The sequence below is a fragment of the Amphibacillus jilinensis Y1 genome (genome assembly GCF_000306965.1).
GTDB classification, from domain to species: domain Bacteria; phylum Bacillota; class Bacilli; order Bacillales; family Amphibacillaceae; genus Amphibacillus_C; species Amphibacillus_C jilinensis.
In genome coordinates this window covers 255,995-277,744 of sequence record NZ_JH976435.1, presented here as the reverse complement: position 1 = coordinate 277,744, position 21,750 = coordinate 255,995, and the positions used below count along the sequence as shown (strand labels likewise).

Annotated in this window: 19 protein-coding genes; all 19 read right to left on the bottom strand. The window is 37.0% G+C overall.

Annotated elements, in window-relative coordinates:
• Positions 1–21: 21 nt before the first annotated feature.
• The 19 genes from B494_RS0108260 to B494_RS0108170 all read right to left on the bottom strand — a co-directional run bounded on the left by B494_RS0108260 (position 22) and on the right by B494_RS0108170 (position 21,749).
• Positions 22–4,314 carry a PolC-type DNA polymerase III gene (locus B494_RS0108260; protein ID WP_017471921.1) on the bottom strand — a complete coding sequence of 1,431 codons (4,293 nt, stop codon included), beginning with the start codon at positions 4,312–4,314 and terminating at the stop codon, positions 22–24.
• A gap of 78 nt (positions 4,315–4,392) precedes the next feature.
• Complete coding sequence (locus B494_RS0108255; RefSeq protein ID WP_017471920.1) at positions 4,393–6,093, bottom strand: proline--tRNA ligase; 1,701 nt, start codon at positions 6,091–6,093, stop codon at positions 4,393–4,395.
• 33 nt (positions 6,094–6,126) lie between these two features.
• Positions 6,127–7,383, bottom strand: coding sequence for an RIP metalloprotease RseP (rseP, locus tag B494_RS0108250; protein WP_017471919.1), 1,257 nt, complete (start codon positions 7,381–7,383; stop codon positions 6,127–6,129).
• 20 nt (positions 7,384–7,403) lie between these two features.
• The gene (gene dxr, locus B494_RS0108245) at positions 7,404–8,552 is read right to left on the bottom strand and encodes a 1-deoxy-D-xylulose-5-phosphate reductoisomerase (protein ID WP_017471918.1); all 1,149 of its coding nucleotides are present in this window, start codon (positions 8,550–8,552) and stop codon (positions 7,404–7,406) included.
• A 17-nt stretch (positions 8,553–8,569) separates the two neighbouring features.
• Complete coding sequence (locus B494_RS0108240; protein WP_026065193.1) at positions 8,570–9,361, bottom strand: phosphatidate cytidylyltransferase; 792 nt, start codon at positions 9,359–9,361, stop codon at positions 8,570–8,572.
• 22 nt (positions 9,362–9,383) lie between these two features.
• Positions 9,384–10,148, bottom strand: coding sequence for an isoprenyl transferase (locus B494_RS0108235; RefSeq protein ID WP_017471916.1), 765 nt, complete (start codon positions 10,146–10,148; stop codon positions 9,384–9,386).
• 173 nt (positions 10,149–10,321) lie between these two features.
• Positions 10,322–10,879 (bottom strand): ribosome recycling factor, encoded by a 558-nt coding sequence (gene frr, locus B494_RS0108230; RefSeq protein ID WP_017471915.1) that lies wholly within the window; start codon positions 10,877–10,879, stop codon positions 10,322–10,324.
• Between the two features lie 3 nt (positions 10,880–10,882).
• On the bottom strand, positions 10,883–11,605 hold the full coding sequence (gene pyrH, locus B494_RS0108225; protein WP_017471914.1) for a UMP kinase: 723 nt from the start codon (positions 11,603–11,605) through the stop codon (positions 10,883–10,885).
• A gap of 404 nt (positions 11,606–12,009) precedes the next feature.
• Entirely contained in the window at positions 12,010–12,894 is an 885-nt protein-coding gene (gene tsf / locus B494_RS0108220) for a translation elongation factor Ts (RefSeq protein ID WP_017471913.1), read from the bottom strand.
• A gap of 212 nt (positions 12,895–13,106) precedes the next feature.
• Positions 13,107–13,865: a 30S ribosomal protein S2 gene (gene rpsB, locus B494_RS0108215; RefSeq protein ID WP_017471912.1), complete on the bottom strand. Its 759-nt coding sequence runs from the start codon at positions 13,863–13,865 to the stop codon at positions 13,107–13,109.
• Between the two features lie 158 nt (positions 13,866–14,023).
• Positions 14,024–14,512 carry a DUF6115 domain-containing protein gene (locus tag B494_RS0108210; RefSeq protein ID WP_017471911.1) on the bottom strand — a complete coding sequence of 163 codons (489 nt, stop codon included), beginning with the start codon at positions 14,510–14,512 and terminating at the stop codon, positions 14,024–14,026.
• Positions 14,513–14,524: 12 nt separating this feature from the next.
• Positions 14,525–14,830 carry a hypothetical protein gene (locus B494_RS0108205; protein ID WP_017471910.1) on the bottom strand — a complete coding sequence of 102 codons (306 nt, stop codon included), beginning with the start codon at positions 14,828–14,830 and terminating at the stop codon, positions 14,525–14,527.
• Positions 14,831–14,850: 20 nt separating this feature from the next.
• On the bottom strand, positions 14,851–16,215 hold the full coding sequence (locus B494_RS0108200) for a DUF342 domain-containing protein (RefSeq protein ID WP_017471909.1): 1,365 nt from the start codon (positions 16,213–16,215) through the stop codon (positions 14,851–14,853).
• Between the two features lie 33 nt (positions 16,216–16,248).
• Complete coding sequence (locus B494_RS0108195; RefSeq protein ID WP_017471908.1) at positions 16,249–17,007, bottom strand: FliA/WhiG family RNA polymerase sigma factor; 759 nt, start codon at positions 17,005–17,007, stop codon at positions 16,249–16,251.
• A gap of 26 nt (positions 17,008–17,033) precedes the next feature.
• Positions 17,034–17,534 (bottom strand): chemotaxis protein CheD, encoded by a 501-nt coding sequence (locus tag B494_RS0108190; protein WP_017471907.1) that lies wholly within the window; start codon positions 17,532–17,534, stop codon positions 17,034–17,036.
• Positions 17,531–18,166, bottom strand: coding sequence for a chemotaxis protein CheC (locus B494_RS0108185; protein ID WP_017471906.1), 636 nt, complete (start codon positions 18,164–18,166; stop codon positions 17,531–17,533). Before B494_RS0108185 ends, B494_RS0108190 begins: the two co-directional genes overlap by 4 nt.
• Before the next feature lie 2 nt (positions 18,167–18,168).
• Entirely contained in the window at positions 18,169–18,648 is a 480-nt protein-coding gene (locus tag B494_RS0108180) for a chemotaxis protein CheW (protein WP_017471905.1), read from the bottom strand.
• A 16-nt stretch (positions 18,649–18,664) separates the two neighbouring features.
• Positions 18,665–20,668 (bottom strand): chemotaxis protein CheA, encoded by a 2,004-nt coding sequence (locus B494_RS0108175; protein ID WP_017471904.1) that lies wholly within the window; start codon positions 20,666–20,668, stop codon positions 18,665–18,667.
• 1 nt (position 20,669) lies between these two features.
• Positions 20,670–21,749, bottom strand: a complete 1,080-nt coding sequence (locus tag B494_RS0108170) for a protein-glutamate methylesterase/protein-glutamine glutaminase (RefSeq protein ID WP_017471903.1) — start codon at positions 21,747–21,749, stop codon at positions 20,670–20,672.
• Between the last annotated feature and the right edge of the window lies 1 nt (position 21,750).

Sequence of the window (21,750 nt, the reverse complement as noted above, 5' to 3'; positions counted from 1 at the left end):
TAAATCAAAAGGGTTTCTTTACTAAAACAATGATAATTGATTTTTTTCTTCCATGCCGTTTAAGGATCCATGATTCTCTAAATACTCAATCACTGTTTTTGAAATACGACTGCGTTCACGTAAATCTTCTTTAGACAAAAATTCTCCTTGTTCTCTAGCTTTAACAATATTTAATGCCGCATTAGTGCCAAGGCCATCAATGGCATTAAATGGTGGTATTAAATGGTCCCCTTCCACAAGGAAATCTGTTGCACTTGATTTATATAAATCAACTTTACCAAATTTAAAGCCACGCTCATTCATCTCTAATGCCAGTTCTAGTACAACAACTAAACTTTTTTCTTTAGGTGCAGCATCGTTTCCTTTTTTGTAAATTTCCTCAATTCGTGTTCGAATCGCTTCAGACCCTTTCACCATTGTGTCTAATTCAAAATCACTGGCACGCACAGTAAAGTATGCAGCGTAGAAAAGAATGGGATGATGGACTTTAAAATAAGCAATTCTAATCGCCATTAGAACATAAGCTGACGCATGTGCTTTAGGAAACATGTATTTTATTTTTTTACATGAATCAATATACCAGTCTGGTACATCATGCTTTTTCATTTCAACGATCCACTCGTCGGTTAACCCTTTACCTTTACGCACAGATTCCATAATTTTAAATGCTAAAGATGCATCTAGTCCCCTATGCATGAGGTAAACCATAATATCATCACGACAGCCAATAACATCAGGAAGCTTGCAAATGCCTTGATTAATCAATTCCTGTGCATTACCTAACCACACATCCGTTCCATGCGACAACCCAGAAATAATAACAAGTTCTGCAAAAGTTTTAGGGTTTGTATCTTCTAACATTTGTCGCACAAATCGTGTTCCGAACTCTGGAACCCCTAATGTACCTGTTTCACACATGATTTGTTCAGCTGACACGCCCAATACTTCAGGAGATGAGAAGATTTTCATTACTTCATCATCATCAGTTGGGATGGTCATTGGATCAATACCGCTTAAATCTTGAAGCATCCTAATCATCGTCGGATCATCATGTCCTAGTATATCAAGCTTCAATAAATTATCATGTATAGAATGAAAATCAAAGTGTGTCGTTAACCACTCAGCGTTACGGTCATCAGCTGGATATTGGATCGGGGTAAAATCGTATATATCCATGTCGTCAGGAACAACAATAATACCGCCTGGATGTTGCCCTGTTGTTCTTTTTACACCTGTACAACCTTTAACTAATCGATCAACTTCTGCATTCTTAATATGCAGATCACGATCACTGGCATAGCCTTTAACGTAACCATAAGCAGTCTTTTCGGCAACTGTACCGATTGTTCCAGCTCGGTAAACTTTGTCTTCACCAAATAGAACCTTCGTATAATTATGGGCAACGGGTTGATATGCACCTGAAAAATTGAGATCAATATCTGGTACTTTATCCCCTTTAAACCCTAAAAAGGTTTCAAACGGAATATCCTGCCCTTCTTTATTATATTCCGTTCCGCATTCCGGGCAATTTTGGTCAGGAAGATCGTAACCACTCCCATATTTTCCATCAGTGAAAAATTGATGATGTTTACACTTTGGACAGACATAATGTGGCGGTAACGGGTTGACTTCGGTAATTTCAGTAAAGGTTGCAATTAATGAAGAACCTACTGACCCGCGCGACCCTACAAGATAGCCGTCATCTAATGATTTCTTTACTAGTTTTTGAGAGATTAAATAGATAACCGCAAAGCCATGACCAATAATACTTTTTAGTTCCTTTTCCATTCTTTCTACAACAAGATCAGGTAATTTTTCCCCATACAAATTGTGCGCAAATGCATAACTCATTTCTCTAATTTCTTTGTCAGCACCCTCAATATTCGGTGTATATAACTCTTCTTTTATAGGGCTTATTTGTTCAATCTCATTAGCTAGGTTTTGTGTATTGTCAACGACAATTTCCTTTGCTTTGTCTTCACCAAGAAATTCAAAGCAACTTAACATTTCATCTGTCGTTCTAAAAGGAACATCCGGTAATTTCTGCCTACTTAGTGGGTTACCATTTTGTGACTTAATTAGAATTTTACGATAAACCTTGTCTTGTTTCTCTAAGTAATGGACATTTCCAGTTGCTACACATCGTTTATTTAGTTGATCAGCTAAATTAACAATGTTACGGATAATATCGTATATCTGTGCTTCATTTTGAACCAATTCTCGTTCAATTAACGGATAATAATTTTCTGGTGGTTGAACTTCAATATAATCATAAAATCTGGCTACCTTTTCCGCTTCTTCTGCTGATTTCTGCATCATCGTTTCAAAGACTTCACCTTTTTCACAAGCTGTCCCTATTAGAATCCCTTCACGATGGGCCGTTAATTTCGATCTAGGTACGCGCGGCACGCGATAGAAGTAATCAATATGGGCCATTGAAATAAGCTTAAATATATTTTTTAACCCGATCTCATTTTTAGCCAATAATGTTGCATGGTATGGCCGAGCACGTTGATAAGCATTCCCTTCCCCCATATGCAGATTAAATTGATTGTGGTTGGTAATGTCTTTTTCTTCTGCGGCTTTAACTAATTTCCATAATAAATAGGCTGTTGCCTCTGTATCATAAATCGCTCTATGGTGCTGTGTCAGTTCAATCCCGTAATGCTTACATAGTATATTGAGTCGATGGCTCTTTAATTGTGGTAAAATAAATCGACCTAACTCTAACGTGTCAATGACTGGATTAAGCGCTTTGGGCAGACCATGTTGCTCAAATCCCTGATTAATAAAACCCATATCAAAACTTGCATTATGAGCAACTAAAATATCATCACCGATCCATTCACGAAACGCGCTTAATACATCTTCAACCTCTGGGGCATCTTTAAGCATATCATCGGTAATACCTGTTAAATCAATGATCGTTTGAGATAACGGCTTATGTGGATTAGCAAAGCGCTCAAACTTATCAATTATTTCTCCATTTTTGAACTTAACAGCTGCCAATTCAATAATTGTATCATACACTGCAGATAAACCCGTTGTTTCCACGTCAAACACAACGTAGGTGGCTTCATCTAACTCAAGGTCGACTTCATTATATGCGATTGGCACGCCATCATCGACTAAGTTAATTTCTACACCGTATATCATCTTAATACCATGCTTTTGACTTGCCGCATGCGCTTCAGGGTATGCCTGTGCAACTGCATGATCTGTTATAGCAATTGCTTGATGCCCCCAATTAGCAGCTTGCTCAACTAGTTTTGAAACAGAAACAACAGCATCCATTTGACTCATGGTTGTATGTGCATGTAATTCAATACGTTTTTGATCATCATCAGCTAAATCTTGCTTTACTTTCGGCTTTATCTCATTCAAATCGTTGAGCATCATCGTTAGCTCATTTGTATAAGTATCTGTTTGGATGCTCCCTCTTACTTTAACCCACATGCCCTGTTTAACTGATTTAAACTTTTCTTGGTCTTGATCTCCCTTTGAAAACATTTTTAATGAAAAGGAGTCCGTATAATCTGTTGCTTTGGCAATGAGAAGATGACGACCTGACCTTAACTCTCGAACTTCCACATCAAAAATGTAGCCTTGCAAGATGACACGTCTTTCTTCTTCTACAATGTCTTTCATTTGTAATGGTGATTCTTTGATTGGGTAACCAATCATCAATGGCTGATCCGAAGCCTGTTGTTCCTTTTTATCTGTTCTTTTTTCTTTATCTTCCATTGCTTTCTTAACAAGTAATTTATCTTCTAACGCTTTTTGTTCTTTAAATTTAGCTAAATCCTCTTTGGTCTGATCTGCGATTGTATCGATGATCCAAATTGGTATACCGACACGTTGGCAATAAGCACGATAGCTTGTATTCAGTCGATTTTCTATCACCGTTGCTTCCGTTTCATTTCGTGTTTTTATGACTAGCTTTTGTTCTTGTATAACAGGTTGCTGTGCCTTTAGTAAATCAGCATACGCTGGTGACAGGTCTTGAGCTGTCTCAATAAAGTCTCTAAAGTAACCAGACATTTGTTCATTGGTTATCGATTGATCATCACAAGTGATAATCATGTCAACCTCAGCTATCGACTGAAACGTCTCTTGTAATTTCAAGCGTAACAAACGATAGATTTGAGTCGGTAAGACTTTTTCAATATTAAAGTGAAAGAGCCAGCTTCGTTCTTTTTTAAATACCTCTAATTTCAATAATTGTGCATTGGCAAAATACGTTGCTTGGTCCTGTTCATTTATATTTATTTGCTCTAGTAGAAGATTCATTTTTTCATGACTGGATAAGCTCATTTCTTAACCTCCAGATTCAGTATCAGTAATAAAGTTGGAAAACCCTTGTCCGTTTTTTTCATAGACAAGGGTTAATTGTTAATGTAATGCTCTGTTTAAATAATCGACTACCTCTGTTTCATGACATTCAGATTGTTCACCAGAATGGCGTACTTTACATTCAACAATACCGTCAGCCGCTTGCTTTCCAACCGTTATTCGATGAGGGATGCCAATTAAGTCACTATCGGCAAACTTCACACCCGCTCGTTCATTTCGATCATCGTAAAGGACTTCAAATCCCGCATCCAACAATTTGTTGTAAAGCATATCACCTAACTGACTTTGCTCAGGCTTTTTGCTATTTAGCACAAGCAGATGTACTTGAAATGGAGCGACTGAGCTTGGCCAAACAATACCTTTATCATCATGATATTGTTCTACGATAGCAGCCATTGTACGAGAAATACCAATGCCATAACAGCCCATCATCACCGTCGCCGCTTTCCCCTGTTCATTTAAATATGTTGCACCTAATTGATCAGCATAAAATGTACCTAATTTAAAAACTTGACCAATCTCTATACCTTCTGCAAATTCAATTGTTCCTTTACCGTCTGGAGATGGGTCACCCTCTTTAATAAATCTTAAATCTGTGTATTCAACATTTTTCAAGTCACGCGTAGGGTTAACATTAACATAATGCATACCTTCTTCATTTGCACCGCAACTTGCTGATGCAACAGAACGTATCGCATAATCACAAATAACTCGAATATCAGTTGAGACATCAATCGGGCCAAGTGATCCGAAGCTAGCTCCCATTACGTGAGCCGTCTGCTCTTCTGTTGCAAGTTCAACGTTGTCTGCTTTAAGGTAATGTTTAAGTTTGATTTCATTAACTTCATGGTCCCCTCGTGTTACAGCTAATACGTAACCATCATCAACTTTAAATAATAACGATTTAAAACCTTCTTCTAGTTTATGACCTAGGAAATCTGCAACTTCCTGCATTGTTCTTTGATTTGGTGTTTCTATTTTCGTATAGGGTTTTGTATCTGCTACAGCCGGCGTATAATGGTCGATGACTTCAGCCATTTCAATATTAGCAGCATAATCAGATTCCGTTGAAAATGCAATGGTATCCTCGCCCACTTTAGAAAGTGCCATAAATTCATGCGTATCTTTACCACCCATTGCTCCAGAATCAGCAATGACTGCACGAAAATTTAGTCCTAATCGCTTGAAGATACGACTGTATGTTTGATACATCTCCTGATAACTTTGGTCTAGACTTGTATCACTGGTATGAAAGGAATAAGCATCCTTCATAATAAACTCTCGTCCTCTTAACAATCCAAACCGTGGTCTTCGTTCATCTCTGAATTTATTTTGAATTTGATATACGGTTAAAGGTAATTTTTTATAACTTTTTACCTCATCTCGAATAATGCTCGTAACAACTTCCTCATGAGTGGGACCTAAGACAAATTCACGATTATGACGGTCATTTAATCGCATCAGCTCAGCGCCCATTTTGTCCCATCTGCCTGATTCGCGCCAAAGGTCTGCTGACTGAATCACTGGCATCAACATTTCGTTAGCTCCAATGCGATCCATTTCATGACGTACAATCGTTTCTATTTTGTCAAGCACACGTTTTCCTAAAGGCAGAAAACTATAAACACCAGAAAAATTCTGGCGGATAAAACCCGCTCTTAATAACCACTGATGACTAGCAACATCGGCATCTGCAGGTACTTCTTTTAAAGTTGGAATTAATGTTTTACTTTGTCTCATCGTACAATCCACCTTTTCTATCCTTTGATCTATTTATAAAAACAAGCGTTGAATATCATTCCAAGTCACGATAATCATTAATAACATAAGTAAAGCAAAGCCAACAAAATGAACCAAACCTTCTTTTTCTGGCGAAATCGGTTTACCTCGAATAGCTTCTATGCCTACGAACATAAGGCGTCCACCGTCAAGTGCTGGTAACGGCAACAAGTTAATAATACCTAAATTAACGCTTAAAGCCGCTGTCCATTGTATAAAATTCCATATACCTGTTTGAACAATTTGGTCTGTTGCATCATAGATCCCTACTGGTCCAGATAGCATATCAACTGAAAATTGGCCAGTGACCAACATCCCTAAATTAACTAAAATAAGTTTAGACCATTCGTAAGTTTCTTGAATGCTAAACGGAATCGCTCGTGCAAAAGATTTTTCCACATACTGCATCACACCAATACGTCCTACTTCACGATCACCCATTTGTTCCGCTCTCGGTACCACAGCGAGCTCAATTTCTTCACCATCCCGATTAATAATCATTGATAGTTGCTGTTCTGGGCGCTCACTAACATAGGTTTGAAATTCAATCCATTCGGCTATTGACGTATCATTAATTGAAACAACGTGATCTCCAGGCTGTAAGCCAGCTTCTTCAGCCGGACTATTGGGCTGAATCTCTCCAAGTCTTGCCTCAGTAACAGGAACTCCTTGCATAGCACCTAAAATTAAAAATAAAACAACTGTTAATATGAAGTTCATCAATGGGCCTGCAAACAATTGCATCGCTCGTTGACGTTTTGTTTTTGAAGCAAATTGGCGATTATAAGGTGCAATTTGGGTTTCTACCTCATTCATTAAGTAGTCCGCATCTTCGGCCACATAAAATGTCTGAAGTGTTTCTTCACCAGCTAATCTACCTTTAATCGTTAAATCATGGACAAGGTCCGCACTTTCCACTTCAATGACTTGGGCAGTAGGATGTTTGTCTTTATTATTAACAATGATTTTGTTAACTTTTTGCTCAGCATTGTAAGTGAGACCAATATGTTGTCCTGGTTTTAACTCAACAATTTCTGGATCTTCTCCAGCTACACGTACATACCCACCCATCGGTAGAATACGCACCGTATATAATGTCTCTGATTTTTTAATTGAAAATATCTTTGGTCCAAAACCAATTGCGAATTCTCGAACGAGCATACCTGCTTTTTTCGCAAAAACAAAATGACCAAATTCATGAACAAATACTAATAAACCAAACATTAGTATAAAAGCTATGATCGTGTTCAATCGAACGTCTCTCCTTTATTCTACCTTTTTAGTTGTTCAAGAACCTTTCTTCTTGTTTCCAAATCAATTGCTTGGATGGTAGCTAAATTAGGGTTAGCGATATTCTGGTGTTGATCAAGCATTTTTTCAATTAACCTTTCAATATCTAGAAAAGAAATCTGCTCATCCAAAAATAAGGAAACGGCTTGTTCATTAGCTGCATTTAATACAGTTGGGGTTGATCCCCCTATTTTCCCGGCTTGATAAGCCATTTTCAAACATGGGAAACGATTGAAATCCATATTCTGAAAATTCAATTGGCTAATGGAAGCAAGATCAAGTTGTTCTGTATCATCTAATCTTAGCCGATTTGGGTAGGTTAGTGCATATTGGATTGGAATTCTCATGTCCGCTAAGCCTAATTGTGCAATGACACTCCGATCAGCAAATTCAACCATTGAATGTATAACACTTTCTTTATGTAAAATAACGTCAATTTTATCATATTCAATTCCAAATAGCCAGTATGCTTCAATAACCTCTAATCCTTTATTCATCATCGAGGCAGAATCAATCGTAATCTTTGCTCCCATTGACCAATTAGGGTGTTTTAATGCATCTTTAACAGTCACATCTTTCAATTGGTCCCGTGTATAATCTCGAAAACTGCCACCAGATGCAGTAATAACCAGACGATTAATTGTCTTCTCGCTTTCACCTTGTAAACATTGAAAGATAGCGGAATGTTCACTATCAATAGGTAATAAACGAACGTTTTTCCGTTTTGCTCGTGCGGTCACCAAATGGCCAGCTGTTACCAACGTTTCTTTATTCGCTATAGCAATCGTTTTGTTCGCTTCAATTGCTTGTAACGTAGGGGCTAAACCAATACTTCCCATTACCGCATTGACTACTACATCAACCGCTTGATCTGTGCTAACCTCAATTGCACCTTCAACCCCTACTAGAATATCCAGCTGTGGTAAGTACGTTTTTAATTCATTTCTTGTTTCAACATCTTGTACGACTACTTTTTTAGGTTGAAACGTTTTAATTAGTGGAATAGCTATATCAATCTGCTTTCCAAAAGCTAATGCGTAAATTGAAAATTGTTCAGGATGGGCTTGTATCACTTCTAAGGTTTGAACCCCGATAGACCCAGTTGCTCCTAATAAAGTAATGTTCTTCAATGGCTCACTCCTCTACTTTATGAAACAAATTGAATAAAATGCAAGAATGGAAACACAAATAACCAACTATCAAATCGATCTAATATACCACCATGTCCAGGTAAAATACGACCGGAGTCTTTAACATTGTAGTATCGCTTAAAAGCAGATTCAACTAAATCACCAATTTGCCCCATTAAACTCGCAAATAAAGAGACGATCACAACCACCCATATGGAGTCATGAACAGGTACAATAATATGGAAAATCACACCAGAACACATTGCAATAATCGTCCCTCCAATTGCACCTTCAATTGTTTTATTTGGGCTAATTTCTGGCCATAACTTCTGTTTTCCGAATAATCTCCCTGAGAAATAGGCCCCTGTATCTGTAGCTAAAATAACGACTATTGCATAAAAGATATAATGCAAACCACTTGCCTGACTTTCAACAAAATAATAGAATCCTAATCCAATATATACCGCTGACAGTAACATAAATCCTGCATCTTCAAAAGTAAATTTATTCTTTACTAAAACCGTATAGCTTAATAAAAGTAACGCAATAATTAATAACACTTCAAGTTGATGCGTAAAAAGCCAATTAAATACGGGCCAATCTATATCTGGCAAAATCAATGACCATAGTAATATCATTGTAAAAGTCATAGGAATAGGATATTTTGTCATTTGACGCATCTTTAATAACTCATAGAGCCCCATTGTACTAATCAGAAACATTATTAAATAGAAGGGCCAGCCACCTATAATAACGAACGGGAAAAACACCAAAATTGCAATTACAGCTGTAATTATTCTTGTTATCATTACTTTCACACCTTTTTTATGTTTAAAGACCACCGTACCTTCTTTTTCTTTGCTGGTAAGCCATGAGTGCAGCTTCAAATTCTTTCTCGGTGAATGAAGGCCAGTAAGCTTCAGTAAACCAAAATTCTGTATAAGCAAGTTGCCACAATAAAAAGTTACTTAACCTTATTTCGCCACTTGTACGAATTAAAAGGTCTGGCTCAGGCAAGTTAGCGGTAAACAAACGACTGTTCATGATATCTTCATTAATATCTTTAATATCCAAATACTCATTCTTAACATCTGATGCAATCGACTGGATAGCTTTGACCATTTCAGAACGACTTCCATAGTTCAATGCAATATTTAAAATTAACCCTGTATTATCTTTTGTTTGATCAATGGCATGCTGAACGGCCTTCTTGGTATGATGAGGCAATGCTTCAAAATCTCCTATTGTCTGAATTCTCACATTCTCCTCAATCAGTTCCGGTAAATATACATTTAAAAACTCTTTTGGTAATTTCATTATGTAATCTACTTCTTGTTTCGGTCGTTTCCAGTTTTCTGTCGAGAAAGCATATAAAGTAAGCACTTGAATTCGGTAGCTATTGGCGACTTTGACAATACGCTTGATATTGTCCATCCCCTCTTTATGCCCGGAAAATCGTGGTAATCCACGTTCATTCGCCCAGCGTCCATTCCCATCCATAATAATCGCTACATGTTTAGGCATGATTGTAATCTCATCATTTGACTGATAGATCATTTTATTTCTATTTTTAAAAGGCCATCTAATGAATGCCATTTTATATCCCCCATTATTAACACTAACTTACTCAATTTGAAATTAGGCTATTGTTTACTTGCCTTTTTACAGTTTACCATGTAATCACTTCAGATTCACTAAGAAACTTTACTAATAGAAAAAAGGTGTAGCAAAAGATCGAGCTTTTGCTACACCTCACTTTGCTAAATGAATCAAACTTCCATAATTTCTGCTTCTTTGTCCTTAACAAGACTATCAATTTCACTTATTGATTGATCGGTTTCAGTTTGAACATCATCTTGATAACTTCGAAGATCATCCTCTGTTAAGTCACCATTCTTTTCAGCCTTTTTCAGTTGATCATTAGCATCACGACGCACATTTCGAACTTGCACTTTTGCTTCCTCGGAAAATTTCCCAACTACTTTCACAAGTTCCTTACGACGTTCTTCTGTTAATGGTGGAATAGCAATTCGAACGACATTCCCATCACTGGATGGAGCTAAGCCAAGGTCTGCTTTCTGAATGGCTTTTTCAACTTCCCCAATAGCTGATTTATCAAAAGGAGTAATTAATAACAATCGGGCTTCGGGTGCCGAAATCGTTGCAAGTTGATTCAATGGTGTAGCCGCACCATAGTAATCAACGAGAACACTATTTAGAATCGCAGGGTTGGCTCTACCTGCACGTACGGTTGCTAACTGTTTTGAAAAAGATTGAATCGCTTGTTTCATCTTTTGTTTAGACTCTTTAATAATTGAATCAGACATTTTTTATTTCCCCCTAATCATAGTACCGATCTCTTCTCCTAAGACGGCTCGTTTAATATTTCCATTCTCAGTAACTGAAAAAACTAACAGAGGTATATCATTATCCATACATAATGATGAAGCAGTTGAATCCATTACACCTAATTCATCATTAAGCATCTTCATGTAAGTAAGTTGATCATATTTTTGGGCGCTTGTGTCAAATTTAGGATCAGCATTATAAACGCCGTCAACGTTATTTTTGGCCATTAGAATCACTTCCGCATCCACTTCTGCTGCCCGCAACGCAGCGGTAGTATCTGTTGAAAAATATGGGTTACCAGTTCCTGCAGCAAAAATGACAACGCGTTTTTTTTCAAGATGGCGAATGGCTTTCCGACGTATATAAGGTTCAGCGACTTGTCTCATCTCAATTGATGTCTGAACTCGCGTTTCAATACCACAATTCTCGAGACTATCTTGTAAAGCGAGCGAATTCATAACGGTGGCTAACATACCCATATAATCAGCGTTAGCTCGATCCATGCCCATTTCGCTGCCAACCTTACCTCGCCAAATATTACCTCCTCCAACAACAATAGCTATCTCAACGCCTAAATCGGCTACTTCTTTAACTTGCTTAGCTATAGATTGGATAATATTAGGTTCGAGACCATAACCTTGGTCTCCACTTAAAGCTTCTCCACTTAATTTTAACACAATCCTTTTATAACGTGCTGTCGCCATAATAACCTCCATTATGTATAATTTACTTATATCTTACACTATCTTTAGTTATGAAACAAACGAAGTATACTCATTCAAAAAATATCTTCTTACATTTATTTAATTGATTCCATTCTTAACTTGCCAAATCATTGCTGACTAATACGCTCTCTAAAAGGATTTAGCGTTAACACATGTTGAAAAAAGCAAATTGCTAGACCTTTAATGAAGATGTGAGCCTTATAATGCTCGACACTTAAAAACTTTAATCGATCCGTTCCCCACTGCTTTGCTAAATTCCATACCCTCAAGAAAAGGGAACACGATGTGCTCCCTATAACTTAACTGTACTTAATACTTCTAACTACGAAAGTATTGGGGACGTTGGCATCACCAGTCGTATTCCATACAGATAGATAGATTGATTATTTATTCATTTGATTTCTTACTTCTTCTGCAAAATTTTCTTCACGCTTTTCAATACCTTCTCCTACTTGATAGCGTGTGAAATCTTTTACTGTAGCCCCTTTATCAGCAATTAGCTTTTTCACCTTTTGATCAGGATCTTTAACGAAACTTTGCTCTAACAAACAAATTTCTTCAAAGAATTTGCCAAGTCGACCTTCTACCATCTTTTCAACAATGTTCTCTGGCTTTCCTTCATTCAACGCCTGTTGCTTAAGAACATCACGTTCCTTATCAACCGTTTCAGCATCAACAGCATCTCGAGAAACAAAACGAGGGTTGACTGCAGCAATATGCATGGCAATATCTTTAGCGAACGCAACATCAGTTGTACCTTCAACAACTGTTAGCACACCAATATTACCGCCCATATGGATATAAGCACCAAAAGCATCTGCATCTGTTTTTTCAATAACAACAAAGCGACGTAGAGACAATTTTTCTCCAATCTTTGCAATGTTATTATTGATAAACGTTTCAACAGATTCTCCATCGCCATGAAGAGGTTGTTGTAAAGCTTCTTCTAATGTTTCTGGTTTTTGAGTTAGCAAATGTTTAGCTAACTCATCTAACAATGATTTAAATTGGTCATTTTTTGTTACAAAATCTGTTTCACAATTAACTTCTAATAATACGGCTGTATTTCCCTCTGTTAATGTATATGCTGAACCTTCAGCAGCGATACGATCAGCTTTTTTAGCTGCTTTTGAAATCCCTTTTTCTCGAAGATAATCAACAGCTTGTTCCATATCACCATTTGTTTCTTGTAATGCCTTTTTACAATCCATCATTCCTGCCCCAGTTTTTTCACGTAGTTCTTTTACCATACTTGCTGTTACTGCCATTTGTAATTCCTCCTTAATAGTTATCTAACTTCATTTCATATCGATATGACTGGTTTTGCATCAAATTGATTTGTTAACTTAATTATTCATTCGCTCTGCTATGGTTTGTTTTCTGTCTGTCTTTGATAAAGACAATCTCGAAATCTCACCATTTACTAGCGTGTAAAAAAGGTGATAAAAGGTTCCCCTCTTATCACCTCTGTAAACCTTTGTTATTCTTGCTCAGTAGCAACCTCTTCAGCGTTTACTGTCTCTTCAGTTGAAACCTCTTCTGCTTCTTCAGTTTCTTCACCTTGTTTAACTTCTAAGATAGCATCAGCCATTTTACCTGTTAATAATTTAACCGCGCGGATCGCATCATCATTTGCAGGGATAACATAATCGATTTCATCCGGATCACAGTTTGTATCTACAATACCTACAATCGGAATGTTCAATTTATGTGCTTCTGCTACAGCAATGCGCTCTTTACGAGGATCAACAATAAACAAAGCGTCAGGAATTTTCTTCATTTCTTTAATTCCACCTAAGAATTTAACAAGGCGTTCTTTTTCTTTCAAAAGACCAACAACCTCTTTCTTAGGAAGTACATCAAATGTACCATCTTCTTCCATGCGCTCAATATCTTTTAAGCGATTGATACGCTTACGGATTGTGCCAAAGTTAGTTAATGTTCCACCTAACCAACGCTGATTGATGAAATATTGACCAGAACGAATTGCCTCATCTTTAACAGATTCTTGTGCTTGTTTCTTCGTTCCTACGAATAAAACAGTTCCACCATTTTCAGCGACTTCTTTAATAAAGTTGTATGCTTCATCAACTTTTTTCACTGTTTTTTGTAAATCAATAATGTAGATGCCGTTTCTTTCCGTGAAAATGTATTTTTTCATTTTTGGATTCCAACGACGTGTTTGGTGACCAAAGTGTACACCAGCTTCAAGTAGTTGTTTCATTGAAATAACTGCCATTTTAACTTCCTCCTATTTTGGTTTTTTCCCTCCGCTTATTTCATCTTTACAGAGAAACTAATATATGTTTATATTAGCACCATCTCCATCATCCATAAGCGTGTGTAATTAACACCATGAACAAATATATCATAACGCTTCACTTCTAGCAAGTTTTTTTACTTGTTTTTTTGTTGGAATTTAACAAGTAACTCTACCTCTGTTTTTCCACGGTTTAGTTTTTTAGCAATAGCTTCTGTCGTTTCTCCTTTAGCATGTAAAGCAAGGACTTGGGCTGCTAATGACTGTTCAACATGTTCTTCTTGTTCAGGTTGGACTGGTGGCTGATAGTTCTGATATTTATCTGGGTGACTATTATCAGCCTCAGCGCTTGGTTTCTGTTGTGTTGGTTGACTATGTCTTGTATCTACTTCTTCCTTAGTCTTCGTTAGCGTCCTATTATTCTCGATATGCTTCAATAATTTTTCGTTTTCTTCTCGTATTTCTAATAAATAAACAGCAAGAAGTTCTTCCATTTCCTTCTGCTGCTTAGTTAAACTTTCTTGAATTTGACTCGGTTGATCAAGCTTATTTTTTAATTGCCGGATAATAATAAATGTAATTCCGTGGGTAAGAAAACTAATAAACAATAAACTATATTCCATCATTTTAAATCCCTCTTAACCGTTAATATCAATTCGTTTCCCTAAGTATGGATGCTCTATCTTGATGTGGCTTTGCGCCTCTTTGGGTTGATTTTCTTCTGTGTCTGAATTCAGTTGCTTCTTATCGTGCCGATCATTCTTCAATTTTTGCTTTTGTTCAAGGTCATTCACTTGCCGACGTTTTACTTCTTCTGACTGTAACTGAGCCTGTGCAATCACATCTTGCATAAATTGGCCTCGTTGCTGAATTTGCTCTTGAATTCGACCGGCATCGGACGTTCGAGGCAATGCAACTTGTAATTCGATCCCTTTCCAACTCACAGCACACACTTCCTTTCAACTTAAAGAGGTGAAATCTGGATTTCCCCTTCATCAAGAAAAACTTGAGTAAATTTGTACTCCTTATCGGTGGTCCTTTGATACTTACCAAACCGCAGATCGACATTGGGATGAAGTACACCTTTAACAATTAACCTCGCTTTTTCCTCATCGCCAATTTGCACGTGCAATGATGCAATCTTCTCTTCGATTTTATTTAGCTTGTTCTCCGTGACTTGCATGGTGTTCTTTTGCTTTAAAAGTAAAATACGCTCTTTCGAGGATAAACCATTTTTTGCTTTCTTTTCTAAACTCTCACCTAAGGCCTTTAATTTTTCTATGTCATTTATTAGCGTTTCTTTAGCTGCATTTAATTGACTCTCTATTTGATATTGCTCTTGATCGATACCAATGGCTATTTCTGTTTTTGTGTCCATTTTGTTACCAACATCTTTAGCTTCGATTAATGTTCCTGCTGAACAAGCACCACCAATAATATTACCAGATTTACAATAGATATGATCTTTCGCCACACAATGACTATGCATAATTGAATTTTGAACAATAATATTATTTTCTGCTTCTACTTTTGCTTGATTTATATAACTAATGGTCACATCTCCACCTGCTTTGATGGATCCTTTCTTCAGCCCAGCAATACCTTCAGTAATAATAACATTGCCTCCAGCTATAACATGGCCATCCTCTACAAGTCCATATATGTGAACGTCTCCATCCGCTTCAACACGGTAACCTGCAGGGACATTGCCTCGGATAACAACAGAGCCAATAAAATTAACATTCCCTGTTTTCATTGATAGATCTTCATTTAATTCATATGTATCAAAAACGTTTATCTTATTAGCACCTACACTTAATTGACCATCTGTTGTGGCAAAGAATGTATTGGTTTGCTCATCAAAACGTACGTTCTTTCCTGCCCGCATCTTGACAGGCTTCCCTTGCTTAGCTGGTAGCTTTTTATCTAGAATATCACGCCCTGATTGCCCCTTAACTGGGTCCGTTATGACAGCGATCTTCTCACCTTCTTTAAGTGAGGGAATCTTTTTCACATCACGAAAATTCCTCTTCTCATCTAAATCAAAGTAGTCATCTTGATCACATACAAAATCAATCTTGCCATCTTCACCGTGTTGGGCTGTAACACCTTTCGCAATGTTAATTGGAAAGATCGAGGTGTCATACTGACTAACAATCTTTTTTATTGCTTCTTCATCCAAGCCAAACTTAATGTTTTCACTTGCTAACCATTCTCTAAATACTTTTTCTCCAAGCTCATCGGGATTGTACTCTGCCCTTAATTGAAGTGTTGCAGACATCTTATCAGCAGATATAAGTAGGTCAAAGTAATCGTTTATATCCTCCATTTTCATATCTCCTTCGTGACTTAATATGTTAGATCAAGATAATACATGCTTTAACTTAAATATCGCTTGCTTATGAATTTGAGAGATTCTTGATGTCGTGAGGGACAAGACGTGTCCAATTTCCGTAAAAGTAAGCTCTTCGTGATAGAAAAGGCTAATAACCATTTGTTCATTTTGATTTAACTGTTTAATCGATTGAGCGAGTTCTTCATAATTCTCATCTTTTAAAATTTTATCTTCTGGTGAAAGCTGGTCTTTGTCAACAATTGTGTAACCAATGCCTTCTTTATGGTCTTCAGAAGATTCACCAACTTTCTCTTCAATTGAAAGTAAATGAGCAGACCATGCATCTTTATAACTTGTTTCTACTTCACTAACTTTCATATTAAGATGTTCTGCTACTTCTGTAACGGATGGATTCCTCTGTAACTTTTGAATTAATTCATGTGAAGCTTGATCAATTTTTTTTGCTTTTTCTCGTGTTGACCTTGGAAGCCAATCTTCTTTTCTTAGTCCATCAATAATTGCACCACGAATTCGAAATGATGCATACGTATCAAATTTCAAATCACGCTCGGGTTCAAATTTTTGCAAAGCGTCATATAAACCAAATAAGCCCAAGCTACGAATATCATCTTTCAGAACATTTTTAGGTAAGTGACTGGCTATTCGATTCGTATGGTAATCCACTAAATACAAATAATGTTCAACGAGTCGATCGGCCGCAAATGCATCTTTATCTTCTATCCAGTTTTTCCAATGTTGATCGATGGTTAGCGCCTTATCAAGCAATCCAATCGCCTCGCTTTCATTATTTTTTAAATATCTTTTGTTCCTTGACTAACGGTTCGAACATTTAACAATGTCGTATCTATTGAAAACTCAATGGTCCGTCCACTGCTACCATAAACATCTTCTGCTAAAATAGGTATTCTGTATTGATTCAACACTGTCTTTACCGCTTCTACATTACGTTGACCTACGCGAAGCATATCATTAGATGAGCTAAACGAAAACATTTGTGCGCCACCGGCTATTTTAGCCTTTAGGGCAAATTTCCTTGCTCCATCCTTAATCAATGTGTCAATTAAAATCGGTAATGAAGTATCTGCATATTTAAATTGATTAAGCTCTGATTTTTTTGACGATTTAGAATCCGGAAGCATAACGTGTGCCATGCCAGCTATTTTTGCTGATGCATCATAGATAACCACCCCAACACAAGATCCTAAACCTGATGTCCGCAAAACATCCGGTGATTTTGCAAATTTTAAATCAGCTATCCCTACCTTAATCAATTTACTTTCAAGCGTGTTCACTGATCAGGTATACCTAATTTATTGAAAATTTTAGGGAATGAATCCGGATCAGGTAGTAAAAAGAAATGACCTTGTATCGGTTTGTTTTCATCTTCATGATCGTCAATAATCGTATCGATAATTATTGCATAGTCACTTACTTGAGATAGTTCTAATAGTCCTTCAGCTAAAATTGCCCCTGCCATATCAATCGTTAATAGAGGAACAGATGGCTGCAATAAAACATTGATAAAATCAGATAACGCAGAAAGATAAGAGCCTGCTAATATATTCCCCATTTCTTGTAATGCAGACATGGCCATCTCATCAAAAGGGGGTTCTTGCACTGAAAAATCTTCACTTCCCGTCATTTGCTTAACAAAAGTTTCTGCTTCCTCTGGAGAAAGGACAAAAAACATATTACCGGGCGCTTCTCCTTCGATACGCAAAAAAACTGCAGCAATTAACTTATCGGGTCCACCGACCAATTCCATCATTTCATTATAATCAACGATTCGAACTGCCGGCACCTTCATATCCACTTTATGATTTAACAGCATTGACAATGATGTTGCTGCATTGCCAGAGCCTATATTACCGACTTCTTTAAGTGCGTCCAACTGATAATCTGTTAAAGATTCAATAAATGACATGATTACACCTGCTTATCTTGAAAAGCTGTTTTGCTTGCCAGTGCTTCATCTGCTAGAACTTTATCAATGTTTAATAAAATTAATAATCGATCGTCATGTTTAGCTACACCATCAATATACTCAATTGAAACAGACCCAACTATTTCTGGTGCCGGTTCTAACCGATCTTTAGGTATATCAATGACGTCATAAGCCGCATCAACAATAAGACCAACGTCCATATTGTTATGGTGAATAATAATCGTACGCGTACTCTCTGAATAATCGACTGACTCAAATCCGAACCTTGTTCGCAAATCAATAATAGGTGTGACCACGCCTCTTAGATTTAAAACGCCTTTGACAAAAGGAGCTGCACCTGGGATTCTTGTAATATGCATCATACGCTCAATTGAACCTACTAGATCAACAGGCATTGCATATTCTTCATCATTTAATTGAAAGACAATAGACTTTAAATACTCTGTTGTCACTTCTGCCATCTCATTTTCCCCCTTGTTATTTAATTAATGCATTCGTATCAACAATCAATGCTACTTGCCCATCACCAAGAATGGTTGCACCAGAAATTGCAAATATATCTGTCAAATAATTACCGAGAGATTTTAGCACCACTTCATGTTGACCAATAAACGTATCAACAATGAGCCCAGCCATTTTGTCACCTTGACGTATAATAACAACAGAATAATATTCTTCGTCATTTGGCTCTCCAGGTACATCGAATACGTGTTGTAAAGAAACAAGTGGTACCACCTTACCTCTAAAATCAATCACTTGTTTATTATGCGCACGCATAATATCTTTTTTATGAACGATAGCTGTTTCAATAATTGACGACAACGGTATTGCATACTTTTCTTCTTGTACTTCAGTTAACATAACAGAAATGATTGAAAGGGTTAATGGTAACTGGATTAAAAATGTTGAACCTTCATTAAAAGTAGAATCAATTGTAATGGAACCACCTAATGATTCAATCGTATTCTTAACAACATCTAGTCCTACACCACGTCCTGAAATATCAGAAATTTTATCAGCAGTAGAGAAACCACTTTCTAAAATAAGTTGATAAACTTGATTATCCGTGTATGTTTGTCCTTGTTCCTGCGTAATAACACCATTTGATATTGCTTTATTAACCACTTTGTCACGATCAATACCAGCACCGTTATCTGAAATCTCGATAAAAACGTGATTACCACTGTGGTAAGCATTCAGCTTTAAAATACCTTCTTCTGGCTTCCCTTTTTGTTTTCTTACATCTGGTGTCTCAATTCCATGATCTAATGCGTTCCGGATCAAGTGTACTAATGGATCACCAATTTCATCGATAACCGTTCGATCAAGCTCCGTATCAGCACCGTAAATTTGCAAATCGATTTTCTTATCAAGATCTTTAGCTAATTGTCTTACCATTCTTGGGAAACGATTAAAGACTTGATCAATAGGCACCATTCGCATGTTAAGAATTATATTTTGCAGATCGCCTGAGATGCGAGACATGTGCTCAACCGTTTCTTGAAGCTCATTGTCACGTAAAGAGCTGGATATTTGCTCAAGACGACCACGATCGATAACCAATTCTTCAAATAGGTTCATCAGTGCATCCAAACGTTCTATATTAACTCTGATGGTTTTACTTGTTAGTTGAGATTTAGAAGCTTCTTTTTTCGATGTATCCTCTTCTTTACCTTTTTGAGGTGTTACTTCTTCTGAGACATCAGTAGTTGATTGATTGCCAAGTTCTACTTCATTAATTTGAACTTGATCAATCTCAGATACCTTCATCACCTTTTGCTGAATAGCTTCTGGCGTATCATTAGCTACTAATATGACTGAGAAGTCATATTCAAAATTCTCGTCTTCTAATTCAGTTACCGTTGGTGTTGACTTAATAACTTCACCAATTTGCTCCAAAATTTCAAAGACCATGTATACTCTAGCTGCTTTAAGTAAACATGTTTCTTGAAGTTGAACGGTGATTTGATAGTTTTTAAAACCTTTTTCTTGTGATTGCTGTAAAACAGCTAATTCAAATTGGTCTAGGTCCTGATTAACATTAATCGTCGTATTGATTGAGCTTGTTGCTGGATGAACTGACTTGGTTTCTCCAACTAATTCACCATTTTCTATAGCTTCTAGTTGCTTAATTAAGTCTGATACATCCTTCTTTCCTTCACCACCATCGATAATATCAAGAACCATTGACTCAAGTGCATCAACAGCATTGAAAACAACATCAATAATTTCAGGTGTTAATGTCAACTGATGATTCCTTACAGCATCAAGTACATTTTCCATTATGTGAGTTAACTCAGCGAGGTCTTGAAAACCCATTGTTGCCGACATACCTTTTAATGTATGAGCTGATCGAAAGATTTCACTAACAATATCCAGATTTTCCGGATCTTTTTCAAGCAGTAATAATTGATCATTCAAGGACTGAATATGTTCTTTACTCTCTTCAATAAATACATCTAAGTACTCATTCATTTCCATGCTATTCACCTCTGACTTTCAGTTGATTGACAATTGTATCTGCAATACTTGGAAGTTCAACGACAAAGTCTACCAATTTAGTCTTTTCAGCAGCTTGGGGCATGCCATAGACGACACAAGTTTCCTTAGCTTCAGATACAACGATCGTATTACTTTTCTTTTCTTTCATCTTAATAATTCCATTCGCCCCATCAGTCCCCATGCCGGTCATGATAACACTTAATAGCTGTTGCTTGTTCAATTCAGCTAAAGATTCAAATAATACATCAACAGACGGTTGATGACCATTTCTATTCTCTTCTTTTGTCACTTTAGCTTTCAAACCCATTGATGACTCCACCACCCTAAATTGATAGCCACCTGGCGCAATATAAGCTGTCCCCTTTTCCAACCACTCACCATCAGTTACTTCTCTTACAGATATATGGGATAAATTATTTAAACGATTAGCCAATGATTTGGTGAAACCAGCTGGCATGTGTTGGACAATAACAACAGGCGCAGGTATATCTGCCGGTAATCGGGTTACTACTTGCTGAAGGGCGCGAGGTCCCCCGGTCGATGTACCTATAGCTATAATAAAATTATCCGTACCATTTAACTTAGATCGTTGTTTTCTATCCCTATTAAATGATTGAATAACAGGAGAATGATAACTTTTAGGTTTAATAGATGTAACTTTAACATGAGCGGCTTGTAAGACCTTACTTATAATTTCGGCTTCTTTTTCCTTAATGTTTAGAGAAATAGACCCAGAAGGCTTAGTAACAAAGTCCACTGCACCTAATTCCATTGACTCAAGCGTTTTATCAGCACCTTCTTTAGTTAAGCTAGAAAGCATGATAACAGGGCGCTGTTTATTTTTCATAATATGGGATAAAGCGGTTAAGCCGTCCATTACAGGCATTTCTATATCTAAAGTGACCACATCAGGGTGTAATGTATCTATCTTATCTAGTGCATCTTGACCATTCCGAGCGGTTCCTACGACTTCTATCTTTATATGCGATTCCAATATGTTAGAAATCATTTTGCGCATAAATGCAGAGTCATCGACAACGAGTACCTTTACTTTATCCATA